This window comes from Parasedimentitalea nitratireducens, from assembly GCF_057444295.1.
On sequence record NZ_JBYAXC010000002.1, the window covers coordinates 183,411 to 196,998 of the forward strand.

Genomic DNA, 13,588 nt, shown 5'->3' on the forward strand with positions numbered 1-13,588 from the left:
TAGCAGAAACTAAAAAGGCCCGCCGGACATCCAGCGGGCCTTTTTCTATTGGGATCTGCTTTCACCTGTCGGAAAAAAAAATCCCGGGGTTTGGGGCAGAGCCCCAAGTCTTACTAGCCGCCCTTCAGCCGCTGCATCAGGTAGATCTCATTGCCTGCACTCACAGGTTCGGTCAGGCTTGTGGCTATGATGCGCCCGTCGATGGCAACTGATACGCCCGCCTCAATCACTGGACCCAGTTCCGGGTAGCTACTGGCCAAAGCGGCCAATAGCTCACCCGTGGTTGAGGCCTCAACCTCAACCTTTTCCAAACCGCCAGTCAGGGCGCGGAGCCCTGACCAAAGATGGACTTCAACCATCGTTTGCCTTGTCCTCTAAAGCCTTGAGGATACGAGGAGGCGACATGGGCAAGTGACGCAAGCGCACACCCGCCGCTTCGGAAACGGCATTTGCGATCGCAGCAAGCGGTGGCACGATGCCGGTTTCACCAACGCCACGTACACCGTAGGGGTGGCCGGGGTTTGGCACTTCGACAATCACCGTGTCGATCATGGGCAAGTCCGAGGCCACAGGCACGCGGTAATCCAGGAAGATCGAGTTTTGCAACCGACCATCTTCGCCATAGATGTACTCTTCGTTCAGGGCCCAGCCGATACCCTGAGCTGCGCCACCCTGGTATTGCCCTTCGACATAGGTGGGGTGGATCGCCTTGCCGGCGTCCTGGATGACGGTGTAGCGCACCACGGATGTTTTACCGGTTTCGGGGTCAACTTCAGCATCAACAAGATGGGTGCCAAAGGATACGCCGGCCCCCTCGGGGGTGGCCTCGAAGTGACCCGAGATTGGTCCACCAGTGCTGCCCATGTTCTTGGTGATATCCGCCATTGGCATTGGGTCAAAGTTGCCGGCATTGGGACCAGATGGCTTGGCGCAACCGTCTTCCCAGTAAACAGCATCCTCGGGGATGCCCCATTTTGCAGCGGCCCGTTTACACAGCTTGTTTACCGCATCCTTGGCTGCCTTGATGGTGGCCAGACCAGAGGCATAGGTCACCCGGCTGCCGTGTGAGACGTCGTTGTAACCCAAGGTCGCTGTGTCAGCGATGGTCACGCGGATGTTTTCATATGGAATGCCCAGAACCTCGGCCGCCATCAATGCCATTGAAGCGCGGGAGCCACCGATGTCTGGTGTGCCGACTGAGAGCTGACAAGTGCCATCTTCGGAAAGTGAAAGAGAAACAGAGGTTTCGCCGCCGTGGTTGAACCAGAACCCGCAAGAAATGCCGCGGCCTTGGCCGTCTTTCAGCGGGGCTGAGTAATGCGGATGGGCTTTGGCAGCCTCAAGCGTTTCGACCAAACCGATGCGTTCAAAACGCGGGCCATAAGATGCCTTGGTACCTTCGCGAGATGCGTTTTTCAGGCGCACTTCGATTGGGTCAAGTCCCAGCTTGCCACAGAGCTCATCAATCACAGATTCAACTGCGAAGGAGGCCATTGGCGCGCCGGGGGCACGATAGGCGGCCTGCTTGGGGCGGTTGGAGATGACGTCGTAGCCAACCTGATGGACGTTTTCCAAAGCATAGGGCGCAAAGGCGCACATGGCGGAAAATTCCATTGGTGCACCGGGAAAAGCACCGCCTTGCAGACGGAAGGTGCCCCGGGCGGCGGTGATGGTGCCGTCCTTTTTCATGCCGATCTTGACATCCATCGAGGTCGACGAGGTTGGGCCGGTGGCGCGGAACACTTCGGAGCGGTTCATCACGATCTTGACCGGACGGTTGGCCTTGCGCGACAGGGCTAGGGCAACCGGTTCGATGAACACCGTGGTTTTGCCGCCAAAGCCGCCGCCGATTTCTGAGGCTGTTACGCGGAGCTGCGAAGTTTCAATACCAACCAGCGCAGCGCAGGTTTTCTGCGCAATCCAGTGGCCTTGCGTGGTGCACCACAATTCGCCCTTGCCGTCATTGCCCAATGTCGCCAGGCAGGCATGGGGTTCGATGTAGCCCTGGTGGGTGGCCTCAGTCTTGAAGCTGTCTTCGATCACCAGATCAGCCTCGGAAAAGCCTGCTTCGACATCACCGTGGCCGCTGTCGTGATAACGGACCACGTTTGGATGCAGACCTTCGGGGACCGAGGAATCTGCGTAGGAGTCGTTCAGAACTGGCGCACCTTTGGCCATGGCGGCGTCAACATCGGTGACATGCGGCAGGATTTCGTATTCAACTTCGATCAGTTTGATTGCATCGCGCGCAATCAAAGATGAAGAGGCGGCAACGGCTGCCACGGCGTGACCGTCATACAGGGCTTTTTCCCCGGCCATGACGTTTTCAAGCACGTAACCAAATTCACCGGACAGGCCAGAAGCGAAGTCCGCACGGGTGACGACGGCTTTGACGCCTTCCAGAGCCTCGGCCTTGGAGGTGTCGATGCTGACAATGCGGGCGTGGGCGTGGGGGCTACGCACAATTGCACCGTGCAACATGCCAGGTGCGTGGGAGTCAGCGCCAAAACGGGCGCGGCCAGTAACCTTGTCTAGCCCATCGGGGCGGTCGGGGCGGGTGCCGACAAATTTGAAGTCGGTTGTTTTGCGATCGTCCAAAGCCATCAGGAAGCCTTTCGCATGTCTGCGGCCGTATCCATCACGGCGCGAATGATTTTATCGTATCCGGTGCAGCGGCACAGGTTGCCAGCCAGCCAATAGCGCACTTCGGTCTCGGTTGGGTCCGGGTTCTTTTCCAGCAGCGATTTGGCGGCAACCAGAATGCCGGGGGTGCAAATGCCACATTGCAATGCTGCGTATTCAATGAACTTTGTCTGCAACGGGTGCAGCTCTTCGCCGTCTGCCATGCCTTCGACGGTGGCGATCTCTTTGCCTTCAGCCTCAACCCCCAACATCAGGCAGGAGCAGACTAGTCGTCCGTCTACTGTGACTGAGCAGGCGCCGCAGTCGCCGGTGCCGCAGCCTTCTTTGGCTCCGGTAAGGTTGAGGCGGTCACGCAATACGTCAAGAACGGTTTCGCGCGGATCGCAAAGGTATTCGACGCTGTCTCCGTTAACCGTGGTGGTTACGTGGATCTTTTTCATGTGGTTTCTCCCAGAGCGCGGGCATAGGCGATTTTGGCGGCGCGTTTGGCCAGAACACCAGCTACATGGATGCGATATTCGGCGGTACCGCGTTTGTCGGAAATTGGGTTACAAGCGGCAGAAGCGGCGCTGGCTAAGTTGTCGAGGGCTGTGTCGTCTAGCGTGCTGCCAATTATGGCGTCGGCGGCCTCAGGGACTAGTAATACTGTTGGGGCGACTGCACCAAAGGAAACGCGGGCTTCAGTTACCACACGATCTGCATTCAGTCGCAGGTTAACCGCACAGCCAACAACGGCAATGTCCATTTCGGTGCGAGGGATAAAGCGCAAATAGGCGTCGCCTGCGTTGGAACCGCGAGCTGGAATATGAACGGCAGAAACCACCTCCCCCTGGGCAAGTGAAGTTTTGCCAGGGCCGGTTGGGATGTCTGTTACAGCGACGCGACGGGTGCCATCGGGACCCGTTACCGAAACCTCAACGCCAGCCGCCACCATTGCCGGAACAGAATCCGCGGCTGGGGAGCCATTGCACAGGTTGCCGACCAATGTCGCGCGCCCTTGTACCTGAGTAGAACCGATCAGGTCCATTGCTTCGACTACACCAGGCCAGTCTTTCCCGAGTTCTTTGTGCTCGCGCATTTCAGCGCCAGAGACGGCAACTCCAATGGTCCAGCCGCCATCGGCATTCTGGGTGATGTCACCCACGCCAGGTATCTTCTTGATGTCGATCAGGGTGTCTGGCGTGACAATGTCTGCACGTAGCTGTACCAGAACATCGGTCCCACCAGCTAGAAATCGTGTTGTGCCCGTCGCCTCTTGGGCCAGTTTGGAAGCATCCTCAAAACTGGTTGGACTATGGTACTGCATAAATGCTCCTCGGCTCTTCTTAAAAAGAAAAATTCTCCAGAGCGGGAGGATAGGCGTGTGTTTAGGGAAGGTCCATCGGTACTACGACATTCTTAGGGAATTCTGCGACAGAAATTGGATGACCTAACGTGCGCGCATTCCACGTTCATAAGCCGCGGTCAGGATCAGGTCCCACTTTCGAGGGGTGGTTCGGAACTCGGGTTCGACATCAAATGTTAGGGGCGCAATGGCACCGTGGGGTACAGACCGTGCTGCCACTGAAACGCAGCGTTCGAGGCACCAAAAATTATCAATGCTGGGATTTTCAGAAATTAACTGACTGAGTAACGTCACCTCAATCCCTCCTAGTTGGCATGGTCTTCAAATAATTAGTCGTAATTTTTTGTCGGCGTTAATAACGGACTTTTAATGATTTGTCATCTTTGAAATCCGCGATCCTAATTTAACGCTTGGATTGTTGAGGTTTGAGGTGTTTTTCTTCTTAAGAATGGCGCTTCAACTAATTGTAGTGAAAGGTTATTTTAATATACCTGTTAGTTGGTGGAGTTCAGGGTGTGGTAGGATTGATTGTTTTTGTTAGCTCTCATTAGTGTCGTCCCAAGCGTGATTGGTGGCTGTTTGAACTACCATTCTGCGGGGAAAGTTTCGCCAAGCTTGTCAAATACGCGAAAATTCACGATCTGGCGGTTGCGACAAAAATTCGCACTCTTGACTTGCGCAGTGGTCGATGGAACCGTCAGCTTGGATCGGGGACGTTGTTAAAAAGTTGGCTTTGTAAGCCCATTGGGTGTCATCCGGAGCTTATGCTTTGTTTGAACGCCACATGTCTCAGATCCCAAACTGCACATAATACAAGTGGGAGAGACTTGATCATGACATCTACTAAATTGACAGTTGGCGCGTTGTTGGCCGCCACATTCATGGCGCCTGCAGCCATGGCTGAGGAATTCATCACCATTGGCACCGGTGGTGTGACTGGCGTTTACTATCCAACAGGCGGCGCGATCTGCCGTTTGGTAAACAAAGGCCGTAAAGAGCACGGTATTCGTTGCTCGGTCGAATCCACTGGTGGTTCGGTTTACAACATCAACACCATCCGCGAAGGCGAGTTGGAATTTGGTGTGGCGCAATCTGACTGGCAGCACCATGCCTTTAACGGCACATCCAAGTTCGAAGAAGCTGGTGCGTTTGAAGGCCTGCGCGCTGTATTTTCGGTTCACCCAGAGCCCTTTACCGTTGTGGCACGTGCCGATGCAGGCATCACCAACTTTGATGACCTGAAAGGTAAGCGTGTAAATATCGGTAACCCAGGGTCCGGTCAGCGCGGCACTATGGAAGTTCTGATGGGTGCCAAGGGCTGGGGCATGGATGCCTTTGCACTGGCAACCGAGCTGAAAGCTGCTGAACAGTCTGCAGCGCTGTGTGACAACCAGATCGACGCCATGGTTTACACCGTTGGCCACCCATCGGGTTCGATCCAGGAAGCGACCACAGCTTGTGATTCCGTTCTGGTGACTGTTGATGGCGATGCCGTTACAGGCCTGATCGACGACAATGCGTTCTATCGTACAGCTAACATTCCTGGCGGCATGTACCGTGGTTCCGATGCGGACACTGCAACCTTTGGTGTTGGCGCGACTTTTGTGACTTCGGATGCGGTTTCGGAAGAAGCTGTGTACACCGTTGTTAAATCGGTCTTTGAGAACATCGATGCCTTCCGCAAGCTGCACCCTGCATTCGCAAACCTGCAGCCTGAAGAAATGGCCACTGCTGGTCTGTCGGCTCCGCTGCACGCTGGTGCTGCGAAGTACTACAAAGAGCAAGGCTGGATTGAATAATCTACTCTAATATACTTACGGGGCGCAACTTGCGCCCCGTTTCACGCCCGGGGAACTGGGGCGTCAAAATCAAGGCCGCGTCCAAACGACGGCCATAGGGGAGATTATCCATGACATCTGATGTTCATGAAAATCGGCCACTTACCGAAGAAGAGTTGCAAGATCTGGTGGCGTCCTCGGACGCCGGCGCGAGGAACCCACCGGGGTCAATCGGGCTATTCCTAGCAATTGTTGCGGTAATATGGTCGGTGTTTCAGGTCATACTGGCCTCACCATTATCTAATGTTTTGTTACCCGGAAGCGTGGTCAACAATTCACGGCAGATCCATTTGGCATTTGCTATATTTCTGGCCTATACGGCCTATCCAATGTTCAAAAGCAGCCCGCGAGATTATGTTCCTATCCAAGATTGGATTATGGCCATAGGCGGGGCTTTCATTGCGTTGTATGGCTATATTTTCTATCAGAAAGTTGTGAATTCTGGTGGATTAGCTGACGACGTAGACAAATGGTTTGCGCTTGTTGGGTTGGTATTACTATTTGAAGCCGCTCGACGTGCCTTAGGACCAGCTATGGCTATCATCGCTGTGATCTTCCTAGGTTATGTATTCTTTGGCTCTTGGGACGGCTTGCCGGATGTGATCCGCTGGAAAGGTGCCAGCCTGAAGAAGGCAATGAGCCATATGTGGATAACTTCGGAAGGGGTGTTTGGCATTGCTCTGGGTGTTTCGACCAAATTTGTCTTCCTGTTTGTGTTGTTTGGCGCGCTGCTGAGCAAAGCAGGTGCGGGCAACTACTTTATCAAGATGGCATTTGGCGCACTTGGTCACCTTCGTGGTGGTCCAGCCAAGGCGGCTGTTGTTGGCTCGGCTGCAACAGGTCTGATCTCGGGCTCGTCGATCGCCAACGTTGTGACCACTGGTACATTCACCATTCCGCTGATGAAACGGGTCGGGTTTTCCAGTGAGCAGGCCGGCGCTGTCGAAGTGGCCTCTTCTGTGAATGGGCAGATTATGCCACCGGTGATGGGCGCTGCGGCGTTCTTGATGGTGGAATATGTCGGCATTTCTTATGTCGAGGTGATCACCCATGCGTTCCTGCCTGCCACGATTTCCTACATTGCACTGGTCTATATTGTGCATTTGGAAGCGGTAAAGCGTAACATGCCAACCCTGGGCAACCGGGTTGTGTCAATGGGCAGAACCATTGGCGGTATGGCCGTGTTCTTTGCCGGTTTTGCTGCGCTGTGTTACGGCGTGCAATATCCGGTGCAGTTGGTGGCCTACCTGATGCCTGGTGTTTCGAACCTAGTTATGTCGGCAATTGTTGCAGCAACCTATGTTGGGCTGTTGTGGGTTGCTTCGGGTGTCGAAGACCTGGTTCCAGATGATCCAAATGCAAAAGTAGTTGAATTGCCAGTTGTGTCTGAAATCTACAAGGCTGGTTTGCACTACCTTCTGCCGATCATTGTGTTGGTCTACTTCCTGATGATCGAACAGAAATCTCCGGGTCTGTCGGCGTTTTGGGCTACAGCACTGCTGTTTGTGATCCTGCTAACGCAGAAACCGATCAAATCCATGTTCCGTGGTGAAAGCGAAACAGCCAACGCCTTTAAAGAGGGCTTGGTGGATCTCTGGGATGGCCTGATCGAAGGCGCGCGCAACATGATTGGCATCGCGCTGGCCACTGCTACGGCTGGTGTTATCGTTGGTACAGTAACCCTTACCGGTATTGGCCAAGTGATGGCGGATCTGGTCGAGTTCATGTCCGGTGGCAATTTGATCCTGATGTTGGTTCTGGTAGGACTGCTGTCACTTATTCTGGGCATGGGTCTGCCAACCACTGCAAACTATATTGTTGTCAGCTCGCTTATGGCTGGGGTTGTGGTCGAGCTTGGCGCACAGTCGGGGCTTGTGGTTCCGTTGATCGCGGTACACCTATTTGTGTTCTACTTTGGCATCATGGCAGATGTAACGCCGCCTGTTGGGTTAGCTAGCTTTGCCGCTGCGGCCGTTTCAGGCGGGGATGCAATCAAAACCGGGTTCATCGCGTTCTTCTATAGCCTGCGTACGGTGGCACTGCCGTTTGTATTCATCTTCAACACTGATCTGTTGCTGATTGATGTGACGTTGGTGCAGGGGATATTGGTGGCGATATCAGCGACCATTGCGATCCTTGTGTTTACGGCTGGTACAATGGGTTACTTCCTCACCCGCTCGCGTATTTACGAAAGCGTTGCACTGGTGTTGGTGGCCTTTGTTCTATTCAGGCCTGACTTTTTTATGGACCGGCTGATGCCTGCCCATAGTGAAGTTGCACCAACTGAAATCGTGCAGGCGCTAAATGCTGCTGAACCAGGAAGTGAACTGCGCATTACCGTGCAAGGTCCCGATTTCGATACCTCCAAAGTGAAATCTACAACACTGGTGATGGTGATCGAAGGCGAAGGTGACGGTCAATCCCGTGCAGATACATATGGGCTTATGCTGCTTGAGGATGACGGGTTGATGAAACTGGACGAACCGATGTTTGGCACTCCGGTTTCAGCCAAAATCGATAGTTTTGATTTCTATGGTGATGAACCCGTTCAAATCACTTCAGTCCAAGCACCTGCTGATCAACTGCCCAAAGAGCTGGTGTTCCTACCAGCGCTGCTGTTGCTGGCGCTAATAGCTCTGTTGCAGCGCGGGCGGGCCAGCAAAGAAGGAGTACCGGCATGAGCAAGTCTATCCTTTGTGCTGTCGATCTAGGCAATGCTGAGATCCTTAACAAAGTGCTGGTTCAGGCGGCAAGGCTGGCTGAACAGGATGGTGCCCAATTGGATGTGGTGACTGTTCTGCCTGATTTTGGCGAAAGCTGGGTTTCGGGGTTCTTTGAAGAACATCACCATGAAAAAGCGGTCAAGGAAACTTCGGCACGTCTAAGCGAAGTTTGCGAGCAGGCGGTGGGGAGTGAGCGAAATGCAAACATCCGACATCTGGTTGCTACCGGGACCGCCTATCAGGAAATCCTGAAAACGGCCAAGGCTGCCAGTTCTGATCTGATCGTAATTGGCGCGCACAAGCCGGATTTGCAGGACTATCTTCTGGGGCCAAACGCCGCCAGGGTGGTTCGGCATTCAGACTGTTCGGTCTTTGTGGTTCGATAGAAATATCAGGGGCGCCTTAGGGCGCCCCTATTCATATCCGGTCATTTCAAGGTAACCTTGGCCGCTGTGACTGCCGAATATCGTTACCGGGCCCTCCCAGTAAGAAAAAGAGGTTCCCATCCAACTATGGTCGTTGATGGCCTGGACCTGCACCGCAACATTCTGATCCGGGTAGCTGACGTTCCACTGTGTGGGAATGCTGCGCTGTTCAACCTCTGATATGGCCAGTGGAATGGCTTGGAAGGTGTTGGGGGGCAGGGGGGAAACGGTGCCATCTGCTGATATCCAGCTTCCTGAGGTGAAGTTTTCAGTCTCGCCGCGTAACACAAACCCCATCAATTGTTCGCCGCTGTCAAAGCTGAGCGAGAACCAATCCCAGCCGCTTTGATCTTCGGCAAGTGGCTGACTGGACCATTCGCGATCCAACCACCCTTGGCCAGTGACCATTACCAGTCCGGTGGGAAGAGTGAGGGTTCCGGCAATTTGGTATCTTGGTTGTGAATAGTAATAGCTGGCTTGGCCACTGGCTGATTTAACCGAGTATCCATTGTCTCCGTGAAACACCAAAGGTGTGTGAGACGACAATTTCAGATCATAAGAGAAGTCGCTGCCGCTGGCCCGCACGCTTAGCTGTTTCAAGCCAGCTTCAAGCCCGGTCATTTCCCAATTGTCGATCCACGCAGAGAAAGGTTCAGCGGTGACGCCTGCCTGGCCGATCCCACCGCGGGCGATGCGTTCGGCGTAGTAGTGGTTGGTTTGGGAGGTGAGACCTGCGTGGCCCATCCAGATTTGCGGGCTTGACCATCCTTCGCGTTCTTCCGGTTCAAGCGCACTTCGAAACAGGGTCCACTGCACGCCGTAGTCGTTTCCGGCGTCGTCTTTCAGATTTGCGGTGAGGTACCACCATTCAATTCTAAAATCCGGATGTGGGCCGTGATCGCCGGGGAAGGTCAGCTGGTATCCGCGTTCTGGAATTGCAAAACCCTCGGCTTGGCTACCAAGGCCAGCATAGCTTTGCGCGATTGCCGTCTGTGGCAGGCAGAAACAGAGGGGGAGGAGCCAGGATCTAACGTTCATTTGCAAACACCTTGAGCAGGTCAGACGGCTTGATATGCGCCAGTTTGCTGGCGGGGATTGCTGCGGCGACGGCGGCCGCAACAAGGGCCAGCAGGAACAAGCGCACCCAATCCCAGGGGAACAGGTACATTGGAAGTTTCCAACCAAAGGCGTCAACGTTGATGATAGACAACAGCGCCCAGGCCAATGCCAGCCCTAGTGGCAGCGAGATCACAGAGGTGAGCAGGGCCAGTGCCAGGCTGCGCAACAGTTCGAGCCGGGCGAGCTGGCGTCGGGTGATGCCCAGCGCCCATATCGGAGCCAGTTGCGGTAATCGGGTGTTCCAAAGGGTCAGAAGGCTGGTGAGGATTGCAAAGCCGGCGACACCTAGGGTCAGTAAGTTCAAGGCGCTGGTCACAACAAATGTTCGGTCAAAAACCTTAAGAGATTGTGCTTTGATGTTGGCCTGATCAGTTACGGTAATCCCTACAGTTTCAAACGTTTTTAAGAGGTTTCTAGTAACTTCTGGGGCGCGTTCCGGTGCCAGTCTAAGGCCAAATTGCCGGTTTGGGATATTGGGTGAGTGATCAAGCAGCGTGGAAAGAGACGTTATAGCCTGCCCATTGGGGTTGCCATAATCGGAATAGACACCAACAACCTTTGCCTGCCAAGTTGATGAGAGTGTGAGCGTGCCGCCTGGCCATAGGTTTTGACGCCGCGCGAGCTGCTCGTTGACGAGAACGCCGGAGCCGTCAGCTATGTGATCCCAGACATTGGGAATGGCCTGTAACATGGGCCAGTTGCTGCGATAGGTTGGGTCATCCACGACGCCGTAGATTCGCAATACACCGCCAGCATGTGGTTGCTCGTGCCATCGGATTGGCAGAGTTCTGATGCCCTGTTGATCCAGCCAATTAATCAGGTCTGGGGCTTGGCTTTCATCTGTTATGGTTATGTAGAGTTCTGAAGAAAGACGCTGATCCATCCAGCCCAGGAATGTCAGGCGGAAGCTGGAGACCATGGTTCCCACACCGATATTTGTCGCCATGGCCAGCAACAGGGCCATCAAGGCCAAAGAGATTCCGGGAATTTGGGCACGCATATCTGCCCAAAACCATTCGCCCAGTGCGCTGCGTGTAAATCGGGCTCCGACGGATAGTAGCGCGGTAATAATAAGGGGGAAGATCAAAGCGGCGCCCAACATCAAGCCGGCCAAAAACACAAATCCGGAAATCAAACCATCAAAGGCGAAAAGGGCTGCCAATCCTGCAAAGACGAGCCCAGCGCCTGCCATTGCCATAATGCGCAGGTTCCGGTTTGTGTGCTCAACCCGTGTTTGAACCCCGGACGCGATTAGAAGAGGTGTTTTATACGTTGTAGAAATCCCATGAAGGCCGGCAATAAGAGTGCCAGCTACGGACATGCCTATCCCTGACAGGATCCAACCAGGCCGCAGCTGGAGGCTGCCATCTACGGTTGCTCCGTACAGGCCATCTAGTGTTGCGTTGACATTGGGAAGCAGTGCAGCGGCAACGAGGTAGCCCAGAACCAAGCCGATGGCCCCGGCTACAAAGGCAACAAAAATGAGTTCCGCCAATATCAGCGACGTCAACACCCGTAGTGGAAGCCCAAGTGCGCGCAGTGTGCGAAACAATCCACGCCGCTGTTCAATGCCAAGCCCCACTGTCCCATGAACAATAAAGAGCCCAACGGCAAAGGAGAGCAGCCCAAATGCCGTGAGGTTTAGGTGAAAACTATCGGTCAGGCGGGAAATCTGCGTGTCTTCCGAACCTTGGAGGGTAAGTTCGGGGGCCAGAGTACTTAGAGGTTCCAGACCATGTGGCTGATCGGTGAGCACAATCAAACGGGACAACTCGTCTGGGCGTTGAAGAAGCTGGGCCGCCAACGAGATATCCGCTAGGACTACTCCGGATGGTAGTGCGTCGGTCAGAGTAATTGGTGGAAGGTCGGGCTGATCAGCCAGACGGTCATGTGTACTTGGGTGCGCGAATAGGCGGCCAGGGGGGGTAAGGGCATCAAGAGGTGGAGGTGCTTCGTTGTTGGTGGTGGTATTTGAAAAAGGAACCTTTGGGTGGTTTAACAGATCAACCCCAATGAGTTTGACCGAGCCCTTGTTCAATTGCCATCGCCCTTCGAGTACTGGGGCCACCTGCCAACCCGCCCGGCGCAACATGACGTAACGGGAAAGCGGGATAAATCCGCTATTTGAGACCAGAGTTTTTGCGTCACCAGCGCCAAGTTGCGCAGCGGCATTGGCATAGCTGGCGCGGGCTTCTGCGTTGATTGCCTGAACCGCCGACCATAGCCCGGTTGCCAAGGCCAAGCCGGTGAGCAGGGTGAGCAATTGCAGGGGATGGCGCCACCAGTGTGACAGCAAGGCGCCAAAAGCAGATCGCTTCATGTAACTTGACCCTGGCTTAGGTGTACATGTTCATCGAGTTGGCTGGCGATTTTGTGGGAGTGTGTCACCAAGAAAAGCGCTGCTCCGCTTTCCTGGATAAGTTCAAGCATCAGGTCCATCACGGTGGAACTTGTTGTTTCGTCCAAGTTCCCCGTTGGCTCATCAGCAAGAAGCAGCTTGGGCCGCAGCGCCAAGGCCCGACCGATGGCAACCCGCTGTTGTTGACCTCCAGAAAGCTGCTCGGGGTATCGATCAGACAGCTCGGCAAGACCAAGCCGTTTGGTAAGCTTGGTAATCCAAGATTCATCCGGTTGGCCACTCATTCGAGCGTGAAGCGAGATGTTCTTGGCTACTGTGAGCGAGGGTACTAGGTTAAACTGCTGAAATACCAGAGATATCTCATTTCGCCTTAGTTTTGAACGGGCTGTGTCATTAAGGCCTGTCAGGCTGGTGCCGTTGATCCTTATCTCGCCACTGTCGTAGTGATCCAATGCGCCGGCCAAGTGTAGAAGTGTGCTTTTGCCGGACCCGCTTTCGCCTGTTAAAGCCATGCTTGCACCTGCTTTTAGCTCAAGTGAAACATCCCGTAGAACAGGCCGAGATTTGTCTTGTCCGGGATAGGACTTACTAACGTTTTGGATGCTTAGCAGTGTATCACTTTGCATTAATAATACTTCTTTGTTGTCCTTACGGATATGACGCACTGAACACCTGTTCGTCTGAACTGTCCAGCGATCACAGGCAGGCAGAATGTCGCGTGTCGCCATAAAGCGGTTTGACCATTATACTGATTTCACTCAGGTGTTTCGTTGATCTTTGGCAAAATGGAAATCAAATGGGAAAACATGTTCTTATTGCTGGGCTTACAGCAACACTGTTGTTCACATTTCCAGCGCACTCCACTGTAATGGAGGATGTCTGCGCGAAAAAGGCCGAGAACCTGACGGATTACAAACCGAGTGGTTTGACCATTGGCGATCGGCGTGGACGGCTAAGCATTTCTGGTTCCGTGTCTGTTGGCGTAAGTCGGACCTGGGGAGATGGCACTTTTGAAAATGGCTCGGGCAGTGATCGCGATTCAGGTGCGGACCGCAGGTTGGATGCGAAGCGGGAAAATTATTGGAAAGTATTTGACGATTGTATGAGTAACCAATGAGTTGATAGTAGGAGATAAA

12 protein-coding genes are annotated in these 13,588 nt (G+C 54.1%); 4 read left to right on the forward strand and 8 right to left on the reverse strand.

Features of this window, described 5'->3' with window-relative positions; genetic code table 11:
* Positions 1 to 113: 113 nt before the first annotated feature.
* The 5 genes from AC2T28_RS06625 to AC2T28_RS06645 all read right to left on the reverse strand — a co-directional run bounded on the left by AC2T28_RS06625 (position 114) and on the right by AC2T28_RS06645 (position 4,207).
* Positions 114 to 359 (reverse strand): MoaD/ThiS family protein, encoded by a 246-nt coding sequence (locus AC2T28_RS06625; RefSeq protein ID WP_486748186.1) that lies wholly within the window; start codon positions 357 to 359, stop codon positions 114 to 116.
* On the reverse strand, positions 352 to 2,604 hold the full coding sequence (locus tag AC2T28_RS06630; RefSeq protein WP_486748187.1) for a xanthine dehydrogenase family protein molybdopterin-binding subunit: 2,253 nt from the start codon (positions 2,602 to 2,604) through the stop codon (positions 352 to 354). Before AC2T28_RS06630 ends, AC2T28_RS06625 begins: the two co-directional genes overlap by 8 nt.
* Positions 2,604 to 3,083: a (2Fe-2S)-binding protein gene (locus tag AC2T28_RS06635; RefSeq protein ID WP_486748188.1), complete on the reverse strand. Its 480-nt coding sequence runs from the start codon at positions 3,081 to 3,083 to the stop codon at positions 2,604 to 2,606. Before AC2T28_RS06635 ends, AC2T28_RS06630 begins: the two co-directional genes overlap by 1 nt.
* Positions 3,080 to 3,949 (reverse strand): FAD binding domain-containing protein, encoded by an 870-nt coding sequence (locus tag AC2T28_RS06640; protein ID WP_486748189.1) that lies wholly within the window; start codon positions 3,947 to 3,949, stop codon positions 3,080 to 3,082. The genes AC2T28_RS06635 and AC2T28_RS06640 overlap by 4 nt, the downstream gene beginning before the upstream one ends.
* Positions 3,950 to 4,072: 123 nt before the next feature.
* Complete coding sequence (locus tag AC2T28_RS06645) at positions 4,073 to 4,207, reverse strand: hypothetical protein (RefSeq protein ID WP_486748190.1); 135 nt, start codon at positions 4,205 to 4,207, stop codon at positions 4,073 to 4,075.
* Between the two features lie 614 nt (positions 4,208 to 4,821).
* Between AC2T28_RS06645 and AC2T28_RS06650 the strand changes: the two genes are divergently transcribed.
* The 3 genes from AC2T28_RS06650 to AC2T28_RS06660 all read left to right on the forward strand — a co-directional run bounded on the left by AC2T28_RS06650 (position 4,822) and on the right by AC2T28_RS06660 (position 8,935).
* A complete protein-coding gene (locus AC2T28_RS06650) occupies positions 4,822 to 5,787 on the forward strand; it encodes a TAXI family TRAP transporter solute-binding subunit (RefSeq protein ID WP_486748191.1) in 966 nt (321 codons plus the stop codon).
* A gap of 110 nt (positions 5,788 to 5,897) precedes the next feature.
* Positions 5,898 to 8,507 carry a TRAP transporter permease gene (locus AC2T28_RS06655; protein WP_486748192.1) on the forward strand — a complete coding sequence of 870 codons (2,610 nt, stop codon included), beginning with the start codon at positions 5,898 to 5,900 and terminating at the stop codon, positions 8,505 to 8,507.
* Positions 8,504 to 8,935, forward strand: coding sequence for a universal stress protein (locus tag AC2T28_RS06660; protein WP_486748193.1), 432 nt, complete (start codon positions 8,504 to 8,506; stop codon positions 8,933 to 8,935). The genes AC2T28_RS06655 and AC2T28_RS06660 overlap by 4 nt, the downstream gene beginning before the upstream one ends.
* 27 nt (positions 8,936 to 8,962) lie before the next feature.
* Here the strand turns inward: AC2T28_RS06660 and AC2T28_RS06665 are convergent, their stop codons facing one another.
* Genes AC2T28_RS06665 through AC2T28_RS06675 form a run of 3 tightly spaced genes read right to left on the reverse strand, consistent with a single transcriptional unit; the run spans position 8,963 to position 13,078 of the window.
* The gene (locus AC2T28_RS06665) at positions 8,963 to 10,012 is read right to left on the reverse strand and encodes a lipocalin-like domain-containing protein (protein WP_486748194.1); all 1,050 of its coding nucleotides are present in this window, start codon (positions 10,010 to 10,012) and stop codon (positions 8,963 to 8,965) included.
* Entirely contained in the window at positions 10,002 to 12,413 is a 2,412-nt protein-coding gene (locus AC2T28_RS06670) for an FtsX-like permease family protein (RefSeq protein WP_486748195.1), read from the reverse strand. Before AC2T28_RS06670 ends, AC2T28_RS06665 begins: the two co-directional genes overlap by 11 nt.
* A complete protein-coding gene (locus AC2T28_RS06675) occupies positions 12,410 to 13,078 on the reverse strand; it encodes an ABC transporter ATP-binding protein (protein ID WP_486748196.1) in 669 nt (222 codons plus the stop codon). The genes AC2T28_RS06670 and AC2T28_RS06675 overlap by 4 nt, the downstream gene beginning before the upstream one ends.
* Positions 13,079 to 13,248: 170 nt before the next feature.
* Between AC2T28_RS06675 and AC2T28_RS06680 the strand changes: the two genes are divergently transcribed.
* Positions 13,249 to 13,569: a hypothetical protein gene (locus AC2T28_RS06680; RefSeq protein ID WP_486748197.1), complete on the forward strand. Its 321-nt coding sequence runs from the start codon at positions 13,249 to 13,251 to the stop codon at positions 13,567 to 13,569.
* Positions 13,570 to 13,588 lie beyond the last annotated feature (19 nt).